The following is a 13421-nucleotide window of genomic DNA, read 5'->3' as shown; positions in this document are numbered from 1 at the left end:
CCCCTTTTGTGATTACCTAAATAATCATTATCTTAGCATGTCACTTTTAAAAATATTTTAAAACTAGCGCGTTATCATCTCTTATACTTTATAAAAAAAGTTATGCCTGCAAGCAGGCATAACTTTTAACTAAACGCTATTTATGATCAGGACGTCGGTAAATGAACACCGCTTCTTTTGGCAGTTTACCAAACAAAAAGCTAGCAAACGGTAAAAGACGATGACATCCCCAAATAATGAGGTAACAGCCCGCTAATGTCAAAATATAACGTGCCAAGATTTCCACGTGAAACATATAGTTGCCTTGTATTGGTACTGCTTTTGCCACAAAGTTTAAAACCATTGGATGAATCAAGTAAAATCCAAACGAGTACATGGCAATATTTTTAACGACCGTCACGGACTTCACAGAAAGCTTTTCAGCTAATATCTCTGCAATTCGGAAGAAGAAATAACTTCCCACGACCAAATAAAGCGTATTAACAGCCTCATACGTAAAGCCTGAAATGTGAATTGTCTTCATTGTGTATAAATGATAATTTAACAGTGAAATAGCTATTCCCGATCCGAGCGTCACCAGAAATAATACAATATTTGAACGACTGTACTTTTTATCCACTTGTTCGCGATAATAAATACCAATCCAACCGCCGAGTAAAAACGTAGCCATTGTATTTAAAAATAAATTAAATGAAGTGATATGATACGTATTGTTAAGCATTAAATAACCAAGCTGAATGATAATACCAAACAGCCACATGTATTTTTTAAAAATGGTTACTTTTTGTGCTAGCCATACAAAAATCGGCAGCACGAGATACACTTGTACAATTAAAAAGATAAAATGAAGCTGATAGTAGGACTCTCCGCGTAAAATACGTTTCACAATATCAGCTGCATTTAATTCTGTTGCTCCCACATAGTACGAATAAAATTCATAAATAAGTGCCCAAATAACATAGGGAACTAAAATATATGTCACTCTTCGAGCATAATACGTTTTCCATAAAGTCTTTGTTAACGGCTTGTTAATGTAACTATAAAAGAAAACTAAACCTGTGATCACAATGAAGATCCCTGCTTCAATTCGAACAATTCGGTTAAGGAAATGATATTTCTGATAAGCTTCACTTGCAAATGGCAGTACCGTTGCATACGCTGCTGTTACATGTACGAGCACAACCATCATCATAGCGAATAATCGTAAAAAATAAATGGATTGAATATGCTGCTTTTGTTTTTGCTTCACTTTTTCTCTCCTATATAATGTGAAATATACATTCTAGATGAATAATAGAACATTCAATTTTTTCTTATCTTTCCCGTTTTACAAATAAAAAAGCTAATAACATAAAATAAATGTTATTAGCTTTACTCGTTTGTATTTTATCTTTCCTCTTGCTATCACGCAACTGAATTTACAAAAACAATAAAGAACTTGAGTATAAAGGCCTAACTAAGTACCTTTTATTTACGGTGCATTTTGAATTCTAAAAATAATTCATTGTAATAAGCAAGCATTCGTTTGCCTAAGTTATTATATACTTCAAGCTTATTGGTTAGTTCTTCATCCGGATAAAAACGTTCATCTTTCGCTACTTCTTTCGGCAAATAATCTAACGCTTTTTTATTAGGCGTAGAATACCCTACATATTCTGCATTTTGAGCAGCGTGTTTAGGATCTAGCATAAAATTCATGAATTTATGTGCACCTTCTACGTTTTTAGCCGTTTTTGGAATAACCATGTTATCGAACCATAAATTCGAACCTTCTTCTGGAACAACGTAATTCAGCTTATCGTTTTCACTCATAATTTCAGAAGCATCACCTGACCAAACAACGCCAACTGCCGCTTCTTCATTTGCTAGGAGCATCTTAATCTCGTCTCCTACAATGGCTTTTACGTTTGGTGTTAATGTATCAAGCTTTCTTTTTGCTTCTTGAAGATGAGCTTTATTCGTATCATTTAATGAATAATTTAAGCTGTTTAGCCCCATTCCCATCACTTCTCTAGCACCATCTGCAAGTAAAATTTGATTTTTTAGCTTAGGATCCCATAAATCATTCCAACTCTTTATCTTCTTACCATGAATCATATCAGAGTTATAAACAATACCCACAGTTCCCCAAAAATAAGGAATAGAGTACTTATTGCCAGGATCAAAAGATAGGTCTAAAAAACGCGGATTAATGTATTTTAAATTAGGCAGCTTCGAATGATCAATTGGCAATAGTAAATTTTCTTCACGCATCTTGCTAATCGCGTATTCAGAAGGAACAGCAATATCAAATGTCGTACCGCCTTGTTCAATTTTTGTCATCATTGCTTCATTCGAATCAAAGGTCTGATAAATGACTTTAATTCCGGTTTCTTTTTCAAACTGATTCACTAAATCAGGATCAATATAATCTCCCCAATTATAGACGGTCAGCGTATCTCCTCCAGAGTATCCTTCGGCATTGTTCAAATGATGAACCACATACATAAGAACGAAAGAAAGGATGACGATGAAGATAAACGGCTTTGCTAATTGCTTCATTTTCCAGTCGCCACCCCTTTCGCTTTATTGCTATATCGCTGACTGATAAAGTAATAACCAATTACAATCAGCACGGTAAACATGAAAATAAGAGTAGAAAGAGCATTGATTTTCAGCGAGACCCCTCTTCTTGCTAACGAGTAAATTTCTACTGAAAGCGTGGAAAAACCATTCCCGGTCACAAAGAACGTAACCGCAAAGTCATCCAAAGAGTAAGTTAAAGCCATAAAAAAGCCTGCAAAGATACCCGGACGAATAAATGGCAATACCACTTTCGAAAGTACTTCAAAGCGACTTGCTCCCAAATCACGGGCTGCATCGAGCAGTGTCGGACTCATTTCCTGCAGCTTAGGCAGAACCATGATGACCACAATCGGTACACTGAATGCAATATGCGCTAATAATACCGATATAAACCCGAGCTTTACACCGATAATGGTAAATAGAATTAAAAAAGATGCGCCAATAATAACATCTGGACTCACAATTAACACATTATTAAATGTTAACAGTGTATTTTGAACACGTCTGCGCTTCACGTATACGATAGCAAGTGCTCCTATCACGCCAATAATCGTTGAAATAACCGAAGACAATAGAGCAATAATTAAGGTATTCAAGACAATAATGAGCAAACGTGTGTCTTGAAACACTTCTTTGTACCAATCTAACGTAAACCCTTCAAACTCTCGCATGTTTCCTCCGCTGTTAAAAGAGTAATACATTAAATAAAAAATGGGCGCGTATAAAATGAAAAAGACAAAAAATAAATAAAGGTGGCTGAACTTCCACTTTCTCTTCATTTTACACACCTCTCTTTCCAGTGCCTGTTATGAGCATCATAACGGCCATCGCAATAATTAAAAAGACAGCAATTGTGGCTCCCATGCCCCAATCCTGCGTCACTAAAAAATGTTGTTCAATCGCCGTTCCCAGTGTAATGACGCGGTTTCCAGCAATTAAACGCGTAATCATAAAGAGTGACAGTGCTGGAATAAAAACAGCCTGACAACCTGATTTAACCCCTTCTAGCGTTAGCGGAAATACCACGCGCTTAAATGTCACCCATGAAGATGCCCCCAAGTCTCGCGAAGCGTAGATAAGCGAGGGATTAAGTTCTTCTAAAGAGTTAAAGATCGGCAAAATCATAAAGGGGATAAAAATATACACTGATACAAATACAAAACTAAAGTCAGTAAATAAAATTTGATGAGTACCAAATCCCAGAAATTCAGTAAATTTATTAACCGTACCGTACGTGCCGAATATGCCTAAAAAAGCATAAGCTTTTAATAATAGGTTAATCCACGTCGGTAAAATAATCAGTAGAAGCCAAAGCTGCTTATGCTTAAGCTTCGTTAGTAAATAAGCTGTTGGATAAGAAAAAACCAAGGAAAATAACGTAATTAAAAAGGCATACCAAAATGAGCTCAGCGTCATCTGTAAATAAACAGGGGTAAAAAATTTCTTATAGTTTTCAAGCGTCAGCTCATTATCAATGCTGAAAAAAGAATAATAGACAACTAATACAATGGGAGCAACTACAAAAAGCAAAATCCATAACACATACGGGACTAAATAAATATTTCTTGATTTAGTTTGCATGGTAATCCTCTTCATAACCTTCGAGTCGCTTATCGAATTCTTCTTCCGTTTCATTAAATCGCATAACGTGAATAGCTTCAGGTTCAAAATATAAACCAATTTCTTCGCCAACCGTTGCCTTTTTTGTAGAGTGGACGAGCCACTCATTCCCTGCATGGTCATAGCCTAAAATTTCATAATGGACTCCTCTAAACAGCTGTGAATCTACACGAACCTGCAGCTTTCCTTGATCGGAGCTTGTAATGGCTAAATCTTCAGGGCGAATCACAATTTCAACCTGCTCATTTCGGTTTAACCCTTGATCGACACATTCAAATTGCTGGCCGCCAAACTCCACTAAAAAGTCAGCAATCATTTTACCTGGTACAATATTTGATTCACCAATAAAATCGGCAACAAAACGATTAATTGGCTCATCATAAATATCTGTAGGTTCCCCGCTCTGCTGAATTCTTCCTTTATTCAAAACAAAGATTTCATCGGACATCGCAAGCGCTTCTTCTTGATCGTGCGTAACAAAAATGAACGTAATACCTAGACGGCGCTGTAATTCTCTTAACTCGTATTGCATTTCCGTACGCAATTTTAGATCAAGAGCTGAAAGCGGCTCGTCCAGCAGAATGACTTCGGGCTGATTTACAATTGCTCGTGCAATGGCTACGCGCTGTCTTTGACCGCCCGACATTTCCTTTATTTCTCTCTTTTCATATCCTTCTAGGTTAACAAAGCGAAGGGCTTCTTTAACTTTTATCCCAATATCAGCATTTTTCATCTTCTTGATTCGAAGACCAAATGCTACATTTTCAAATACATTCAAATGCGGGAAAAGCGCGTAGTCTTGAAAAACCGTATTAACCTGACGTTTGTTAGCCGGGACATCATTAATTCTTTTTCCATTAAAATAAATCGTTCCGCTCGAGGCCTCCGTAAAGCCTGCAATTAATCGTAAAATCGTTGTCTTTCCACATCCCGATGGACCTAAAAGGGTATAAAACTTCCCTTTTTCAATTTCAAAGCTTACATGATCCAATACAACTGAATCATTATCATATTGCTTGGTCACATTTTCAAATTGAATAATTGTATTCGTAGATGTCATTTCACTTCACCTCTTTTGTTCTATAAATAAGACTCTGTCGCCACGATAATTAACTCTGTTATTCCGTCATGAGCATTTAAAATCTGATGTTCTTCAGAAGCTTGAAAATAGATGGTTTCCCCTTGTTTAGCCTCATATATTCTGCCTCCAAGCTTCACCTTCACACACCCGCGCAAAATGTAGCCAAACGTTTCTGAAAGAGAAGGTTCAAATCTCTTAAATGCACCTTTTTCATGAAGAATAAGACGAATTGGCTCCATTTCTTTTTCATTTGATTCATGTACAAGCCACTGAATATGGTAACCTTTTTCATCTTCGCAATAACTCGTGTAGTCTTCCTCTTTATATACAACCTTTTGAACATGCGTATCAATTTCGAAGAATTCTTTCGGTTCGCACCCCAGCACTTCCAAAATACTAAAAAATGTTTCTAAAGACGGCGAACTTAAATCGCGCTCTAGCTGCGAAATATAGCCTTTGCTTAAATCAGTACGTTCTCCTAGCTCTTCTTGTGTTAAGCCTTTTTTTAATCGTAAATTCTTAATTTTCTTTCCTATTTCCATACTCTCGATCCTCAACTGTATTTAAAATTAGCAAACAGCATGAATAATTGTTCATGCTGTTCCAAACTCAAGTTTTGTTTTACTTAACTTAAAGTTTACTTTTAACCTTAAAATATTATACATGAATTATTTTTTAGTACAACCTTAAACACTTAAAAAATAAAAACTCCTTTTATTTAAAAGGAGTTTTTATTTTTATTTATACAACCTATGCGTTTCATACTGTTTCCCGGATAATGTATCAAACTCAACTTCATGGTAATCTTGAAGGTCTTTTGCAGCTTTATTAGAGAGCGCTGCCGGCTCATCCACTAGCTTTCCTTTTGAGTTTATATACATATTTGAACGAAAAGCCGGCACTTCTGTTTTCATTTGATTCAGCTGATCGTAGAACAGATTACTTTTGTAACCAAGAGATTGAACAAGTGTCGGAGCAATATAAATAGGACTCATCGTACCAAGATTTTTATCTATTTTTGTATCATAATTAGATAAAAATAAGAGCGGCGTCTCATAAAATTTTTGAGATGTTTGCTGCGTTTTCTCGTTTCCAAAACCCGTTTCTTTGTAAGCTTGAAGGTTTTGTCCAAGTGCTGGCAAATGATCTCCCCAAAATACTACAATGGTCGGCTCGTCCAACTTTTGAATTTCATCGTTCAATCGTTTTAAAGCAGCATCTGAACGTTTGATTCCTTCAGCATAAATTTCAATTTCCTTTTGCATTTCTGGTGATAACCCTTTACCGGTTACTTTAATTGTTTCCTGACCATTATACTTATCCGCAGAATAAGGAAGATGATTTGCAATCGTTACAGCATGCACAAATGCAGGCTTTTTCGACTGACGAAGCGTATCGAGTACTTCATCAACTACAGCTTCATCAGAAACAAATTCTTTGTTATCTTTTTGAGTATGCTTCATTTGATCAATAAACTTCACTTGATCAAATCCCAAATTTGGATACACATTTTGTCTCATATAAAGCATGCCGCTGTTTGGATGCATAGCTGTTGTAGCATAGCCTTGTTTTTCTAAATAAGAAACAAAAGACGGATATTCTTTTTTACTCAATACATGCTGATAAGGAAGACCTCCAGGGTTAAAGAAAGACAAAGAGTAGCTCGTCAATGCTTCAAACTCTACATTAGCTGTCTCCCCGCCAAATGAAGGACTTAAAGACCACCCAGAAGGATATTTCTTTTGAAGCTCCCTTGTATTTTTCATTGGATCTTCAGAGAACGTCACGTTAAGCTTTGTTGGGTCCCAAAACGTTTCATTCATTACAAACACAACGTTTGGCTTGACTTCAGTCCTGCTTTCTTGTGTTTTCTCTTCCTTTGACTGAATGCGTTTTGCCACTTTGGCCATTACTTCCTGTGAGTAGTCATCCGGCTCTTGCAGCACATCTGTTTTAACATTTGAAATCATGCCAATAACAGGTCCATTATAGTAATAATTATTTTGCTGATTCCAAGGCATCAGCGCAGCATATTGATCATAATATTTTTGAGCAAACGAGTGTTCAAAGAATAAAAATGATTTCATTAAAAAGATAAGCGGCAGAATCATAATAATTCGAAGAAACCATCGAATTTTAATTTTCGGCAAGAAAAACCAAAGAGCGATCAGTACGACAATAGATCCAATAACTCCTATGACAATAGGAATTGAAATCGAATCTTTAATCATCGGAATAACTTCTTTTAACTGACTTGCCTGAATAAAATCGTTCGGGAACAATGGTTCATTTCGAAAGATTTTTTTATAATAGTTTACAAGAGCTAAAATAAAATACAGAACAAAGGTAATTCCAGCCCCTAAATAAGCTTCCCCTACTAGCATAATGATCGCTAGTGTTAACAGCGAAAGTAAAAAGACCGTAAAAAGATAGCGTTCAGGGTATGCTTGCACCCACTCTATTGTTTTGCCTGGATTATGTATATCAATATGATAGATAACAAAAACCATAGCAGAAACGGCTGCTACCGCAATTGAAAACACAATTGCCGTAAAAATGGCGTACCACTGCGAACCTTGTATTCTCTCTATCTGATTAAATCGAAGCAACAAATAGAAAGTGAGCGTCCATAAGACAAGTGAGCATCCCCCTATTAATACGACGAACCCAGCTGTATGGATTTGGGCCCAGTCAAACAATATCTTTGTGTCATTTGATATATTAAGCATAACAACACTGTATAAAAAAACGCTAAGCAGCCCATACGCCACCAGCATTGGCAAAGAACGATACAAATGTTTAAACATAACCTTAAGCCTCCTATTTACAATATCTTAACACTTTTAATATGATTTTAACATTCCTATCTCTCTCGCTTTCACGCCTAATTTTCCCATGATCATACCACTAACATTTCCCGAGAAATTTCACACAAAAAAAGCCCGCTTTTCTTATGAAAAGACGGGCCTCTTAGCCGTTTTATACGTATGTAAAAATTGCTGTTATGAACGCTCTTTCACTGCTTCTGCTTTTAGCAGATCACGAATTTCTGTTAAGATCTCTTCTTCTTTTGACAGAACAGCCACTTCTTCCTCTACTTTCTCTTCTTCTTTTCTCTTAAAACGATTAAAGAAACGAATAAATAAGAAAATCGAGAATGCAACAATTAAGAAATCAACAATTGTTTGAATAAAAGATCCATATAATACCGTAGCATCTCCAACCGTAAAGGATAAATCTTTAAAGTCTATCCCTGCTAACAACAAACCAATCAGCGGCATAATAATATCATTTACAAGAGACGTGACAATTTTTCCAAATGCAGCTCCAATAATAACACCGACAGCTAAATCTAATACATTTCCTCGCAAAGCAAACTCTTTAAATTCTTTAAGCATCTGTTTATTCCACCTCCTGCCCTTCATTTCAAACTTTCATGATAATACATCCTAAATTAAACAGACAAGGTGCATTTTCATTTTTCTCTTTTTCATGAGATATGTACCAGACCTTTAGTTGTATTTCTGCCCATATTTTCACTTTATATTCGCATGTAAAAACGCACTTTCAGTTTTCATTCAGGTAAGGTTCATGTTCAGTCCATTTTTCTTTTATACACTAATAGCATGTAATTCATCAAATATGTAATCGAACAATAGAGGAGATGGCTAGAACGTGAGAAAAATTCTACTGCGAGCAGCGGCTTTGTGTCTCGCAGCTATTATCAGTATTTCTTATACAGCAAGCACGGCGGACGCAAGTGAAAACACAGCAAGTGAAGATTTAATTATTATTAATAAAAAAACAAATCAGCTTGCTTATTTTCATAACGGAAAGTTAGAAAAGACGTATTCAGTAGCTACGGGAAAAACATGGAGCGATACGCCGGTAGGCTTTTTCAAGATTGTTAACAAAATTAAAAATCGCCCTTACTATACAGGGCACATTGCAGGAGGCGCTCCTAATAATCCTCTTGGCTCTCGCTGGCTAGGGCTTAATGCAAACGGAACAACCGGCGACACATACGGTATTCATGGGAATAACTCAGAAGCTAGCATTGGCAAATATGTAAGCCACGGCTGCGTACGGATGCACAATGCGGATGTGGAAGAACTATTCGATAAAGTAGCAGTAGGAACATCTGTAACTATTACGTATTCATCAAAAACCTTCGAAGAGCTGGCAAAGGTATATGGCTACGGACAGCTGTGAAAAATAAAAGCTTATCCAAAAAATGTGGATAAGCTTTTATTCTTCTTTATTCCCATACATGAGCTCCGTACTATGTGAATATAGCTCAATAATATTCCCAAACGGATCTTCGCAATAAATTAAGTAATAAGGTTTTCCAGGTCTTGTATTCCATACTTGGCTACGCTTTTTACCGCCTGATTGTTCGATTTTATCCGCTAATTTTTCCACGTCATCGACTATTAAACACATGTGAAAATAACTTTGATACTGCTCATCGCTGTCTTTTAATACAAGAGGCATTTGCGGCTTATTAAATTCAAACAGTTCAATGCCTACCTGGTTATCAGCTGTCATGTGAGCATTTTTCATTTTTTTAATATGAGACCCTAGTAAATCTTGAGTCATATTTTCAGCTTTTTCTTCCTCCGCATTAAACGTATAAGGACCGGCAATCAGCTTAAAACCTAAAACTTTCCCATACCACTGGACGGCTTCTTCTACATCAGGTACAGCTAATCCAACGTGAGTAATAGCTACCATTTTATCATCCTCCTATACACAAACATTCCCTTTCTACAAAAAGAAAAACAGCCCATTTAAAATGGACTGTTTACACGTATTAGAGTCATTTACGATTTTAAAGCATTATATTGAGCAATGATTTCTTTTGTTAAATTATTACTTGCCTCTAACCCACTGACCTCTTTTAACACATACTCAATACCATACTCATGAATATTCGCTTGAAGCTTCATAGCCTCTTTATCTTCTTGCGGGTCAAATAGAAGCGCAGCAGCGATGGCCTTCGCTAAGTGGGTATAAGAAAGGCCCGCTTTTTTTGCTTCTAGCGCTGGACGAATCAAACGATCCTGAGGTCCAAGTTTGCGAATTGGCGCTCTTCCTACCCGTTTAACTGAATCATTTAAATGAGGATTCTTAAAACGCTCAATAATTTTTACGATGTAGGCTTCGTGTTCCTCTCTATCTAAGTCATATCTTTTAATTAGATAGTCTCCTGTTTCTCGTAGCGTTTGCTGTACTTGTTGGTAAATATCTGAATCTCTTAACGTTTGATCAATCGTTTCTTTTCCTTTTAAATAACCAAAATATGCAATCACCGCATGTCCTGTATTTACTGTAAATAGCTTTCTTTCAATAAAAGGAGCAAGGTCAGGCACAATCGTCATTCCTTCTACAAAAGGAATATTTTCAGGTGCCTCTACTACCCATTCATAATAGGATTCTACTAAAACATCAAGCGAACCTTGGTTGTGTTGAAGAGGTACGATACGATCTACAGCTGAATTGAAGAAAAAGACCTTATTTACCATATGAGCTTTTGTCTCTTCATCCAGCGCATCAAAAATATAGCCTTTTAATAAATCTGTCGCAGAGATTTGATTTTCACATGCAATAATATATACCTTTTCGTCGCTTGTTTTCACACGCTCAGCCAAACCTTTAGCAATTAAAGGAGCAATGCGAGGCAGAACGTTCGGTCCGATGGCTGTCGTAATGTACGTTGCTTCTTTAATCGCTTTAATGACTGCTTGTTCTTGCGTCAGATTATTTAAACCAGATACGTTTTGAACAGCTAATGTCTCTGGGTGCTCTGCGGCTGTTATTACGTTTTGAACAGCTAATGTCTCTGGGTGCTCTGCGGCTGTTATTACGTTATACCCTTCATCTGTGTTTAACTGATTAATAATCTTTTCAGCAATATCTACGAATGTAACGTGATAGTTGCTTTGAGAAAATAATGCCCCAATAAATCCTCGCCCAATATTACCTGCTCCAAAATGAACTGCTTGTTTCACAAAAATCATTCCTTTATCAAATTATTTCGAAGGTACTCATGAAACGTATCCTCTAGCCTTTTGCGAATTATCTCTTCGTTCGAAGACGAAAAAACCATCATTGCTTCATGATCTTCAATTAAACTTGTACTAATTAAACTTAAGATTTCTTGCTGTACTTCACTTAACTCCTCAGGTGCTAGCATTAATAGAAGGTTACGCGCCTGCATGTTTGTTCCGTCCATACCTTTAACTGTGCAAGGCTGTTCTAAATGTGAAACTTGAAAAATCAGCTCTTTCACGTGATGTTCACGGCAATGGAACAGTGCCATACTCGTTTGCGGAATACCTAAACCGCCTTTGTTTTCTCGTTCCTTAAGCTGATCAATAACGCAGCTGGCATTGGTTATTAAACGTTCTTTTTCAGCTGCTTTTACTACGTGCGAAATCACTTGATCATGACTCACTGCATCCGAAAATCGATACATTCTAAGGTTTTGAAGAATTGATTCGATACTTCCATGCACATCTTTAATTTGCTTCATCGTTTCCTCAAAAGACGGTTTTTGTGTAGAGACGGTCTTATTTTTATATTGGAACGAACGATAGCCCTTATCTTTGGTTAACTTTTGAATGTTTTTCTGTAAAAAATTCTGAACGGACTGAATATCCTCTTCGGTTAAGAGTGGATTGACTAAAATGTAATCGACATTTAAAAAAGGAAGTCTTACTGTTGAAATCACTACGTCATACCCTTCAAGCGCCGCTTCTTTGATTTCTTTTACCGATTTAATGACAACTGAATTAATCTCCGGAATCTCTTTACGAATACGGCTAGCTAACATTTTCGAAGTGCCGATTCCAGTTGGACAGACAATCAGTGCCTGAATTTCCATGACTTCTTCTTTTAGCACTAGCGTTGAACCGAAATGCAAAACAAGATATGCCACTTCATCATCTGGAAAAACTAAATCCGGCAGCTCTTGATCGATACTGTTTCTCACAGCCATAAATAAAACAGGGTACTTTTTCTTAATCTCTTCCGTTAATGGATTAAAAAGCTCCATTTTTTGCTTAAGACGAAAAATTGCCGGTTCCATATGAGCAAGCAGCCCTTGGTAAAGGGAAAAATCACCGGTCAAGTCGGTGTTAAGCTGAACAGAAACATGAGAAATCATATTCTTAATAATCTGCCCAACCACTACGCTGTCGTAATATACGTCTCTAGTAGTTTGGAACTTAGCTGCACGTAGCCGTACTGCTAAGAAATGAATATCTTTTTCCGTGAAAGAAAGAGAAAATACCCGTTCAATTTCGCGGCAAATATCCTTCATTAAGAACAGTTCACTCGCCAGCTCTTCCGTTTGGCCGCCGTCGTCTTCTAGATACATTTGCTTTTTCGTTCGCTGTATCATAATGCAAATATGAACAATGAGCCCTATATAATCGCTGTCAGCCAGCTTAGAATGATGCTGATTAATCGCTTGATGTACAATTCGGTCTACTTCTGCTAAATAATTCGGATAAAAATAATGCAAAATCGTTTCATCCGTATGCTGATGATTTTCTACTAGAAACAAACATTCAATTAACTCTTCATTAAAGTGGACAAGAAAATAATTGGCTAATGCGTTCCGTTTATTGGCTTCAGTAGCTTGAACCTCTACTCCGACCCCTCTCTTTCGATGAAGGAAAACGTCAAATGTGGTTAACCACTCTGTTAATTCATCTAGATAAGCAGTTAGTGTAGTAATACTTACTTCTAAGTCTTTAGCCAGTGTTTGTAATTTAAATGAATCTCCTTCTTCTAGAAGAAGAATTAAAAGAATTAATTTTCTTTCCTGTGGAGACTGATCCGTCGTTTTAATCTTCATCAGCTCTTGGATAAGACGAAAAATTTGTTCATTTTTACCTTCAATCATTAGTCCTTCATCTTGTGTACGAATCAGCTTTAAATCAAATTTTTCAAGTGTTGATTCAATTGCCTTCAAATCTCGGTGAACGGTTCTTACACTTACATTCAAAAAAGTAGCAAGTGTAAGTGCTGTATGCTTTCCTGCCGTTTTAATAATTAACTCAATGATTGATTTTTCTCTTGAAGTAATAAACAAGAACATCAACTCTTTTCTTATTTATAAACAAAGGATAAAAAGGCATCTTCATGC

The 13421-nt window shown here is 36.5% G+C and carries 12 protein-coding genes; 1 reads left to right on the top strand and 11 read right to left on the bottom strand.

The window, feature by feature from the left end:
• Nucleotides 1-136 precede the first annotated feature (136 nt).
• The 8 genes from NST66_RS26790 to mscL form a co-directional block, all read right to left on the bottom strand.
• A complete protein-coding gene (locus NST66_RS26790) occupies nucleotides 137-1249 on the bottom strand; it encodes an acyltransferase (RefSeq protein WP_154992511.1) in 1113 nt (370 codons plus the stop codon).
• A gap of 218 nt (nucleotides 1250-1467) precedes the next feature.
• Nucleotides 1468-2541: an ABC transporter substrate-binding protein gene (locus NST66_RS26785; protein WP_028411892.1), complete on the bottom strand. Its 1074-nt coding sequence runs from the start codon at nucleotides 2539-2541 to the stop codon at nucleotides 1468-1470.
• The gene (locus NST66_RS26780) at nucleotides 2538-3344 is read right to left on the bottom strand and encodes an ABC transporter permease (protein ID WP_028411893.1); all 807 of its coding nucleotides are present in this window, start codon (nucleotides 3342-3344) and stop codon (nucleotides 2538-2540) included. Before NST66_RS26780 ends, NST66_RS26785 begins: the two co-directional genes overlap by 4 nt.
• Before the next feature lies 1 nt (nucleotide 3345).
• Nucleotides 3346-4146: an ABC transporter permease gene (locus tag NST66_RS26775; RefSeq protein ID WP_028411894.1), complete on the bottom strand. Its 801-nt coding sequence runs from the start codon at nucleotides 4144-4146 to the stop codon at nucleotides 3346-3348.
• Nucleotides 4136-5245, bottom strand: a complete 1110-nt coding sequence (locus tag NST66_RS26770) for an ABC transporter ATP-binding protein (RefSeq protein ID WP_028411895.1) — start codon at nucleotides 5243-5245, stop codon at nucleotides 4136-4138. The genes NST66_RS26775 and NST66_RS26770 overlap by 11 nt, the downstream gene beginning before the upstream one ends.
• A gap of 20 nt (nucleotides 5246-5265) precedes the next feature.
• Nucleotides 5266-5808 carry a helix-turn-helix domain-containing protein gene (locus NST66_RS26765; protein WP_028411896.1) on the bottom strand — a complete coding sequence of 181 codons (543 nt, stop codon included), beginning with the start codon at nucleotides 5806-5808 and terminating at the stop codon, nucleotides 5266-5268.
• Nucleotides 5809-6003: 195 nt separating this feature from the next.
• Nucleotides 6004-8073, bottom strand: coding sequence for an LTA synthase family protein (locus NST66_RS26760; RefSeq protein ID WP_098627249.1), 2070 nt, complete (start codon nucleotides 8071-8073; stop codon nucleotides 6004-6006).
• A gap of 195 nt (nucleotides 8074-8268) precedes the next feature.
• Nucleotides 8269-8664, bottom strand: coding sequence for a large conductance mechanosensitive channel protein MscL (mscL, locus tag NST66_RS26755; protein ID WP_028411898.1), 396 nt, complete (start codon nucleotides 8662-8664; stop codon nucleotides 8269-8271).
• A 277-nt stretch (nucleotides 8665-8941) separates the two neighbouring features.
• On the opposite strand from mscL, the gene NST66_RS26750 reads away from it, so the two are divergent.
• On the top strand, nucleotides 8942-9478 hold the full coding sequence (locus tag NST66_RS26750; RefSeq protein ID WP_033580795.1) for a L,D-transpeptidase: 537 nt from the start codon (nucleotides 8942-8944) through the stop codon (nucleotides 9476-9478).
• 36 nt (nucleotides 9479-9514) lie between these two features.
• Here the strand turns inward: NST66_RS26750 and NST66_RS26745 are convergent, their stop codons facing one another.
• The 3 genes from NST66_RS26745 to NST66_RS26735 all read right to left on the bottom strand — a co-directional run bounded on the left by NST66_RS26745 (nucleotide 9515) and on the right by NST66_RS26735 (nucleotide 13373).
• A complete protein-coding gene (locus tag NST66_RS26745; RefSeq protein ID WP_034271333.1) occupies nucleotides 9515-10000 on the bottom strand; it encodes a VOC family protein in 486 nt (161 codons plus the stop codon).
• Nucleotides 10001-10089: 89 nt separating this feature from the next.
• Nucleotides 10090-11277, bottom strand: coding sequence for a mannitol-1-phosphate 5-dehydrogenase (locus NST66_RS26740; protein ID WP_340843750.1), 1188 nt, complete (start codon nucleotides 11275-11277; stop codon nucleotides 10090-10092).
• A gap of 5 nt (nucleotides 11278-11282) precedes the next feature.
• Entirely contained in the window at nucleotides 11283-13373 is a 2091-nt protein-coding gene (locus tag NST66_RS26735; RefSeq protein WP_098627247.1) for a BglG family transcription antiterminator, read from the bottom strand.
• Nucleotides 13374-13421: the final 48 nt, after the last annotated feature.

This window comes from Priestia sp. FSL W8-0524, from assembly GCF_038005965.1.
GTDB lineage: Bacteria > Bacillota > Bacilli > Bacillales > Bacillaceae_H > Priestia > Priestia zanthoxyli.
This window is presented reverse-complemented; position numbering and strand designations above follow the sequence as displayed.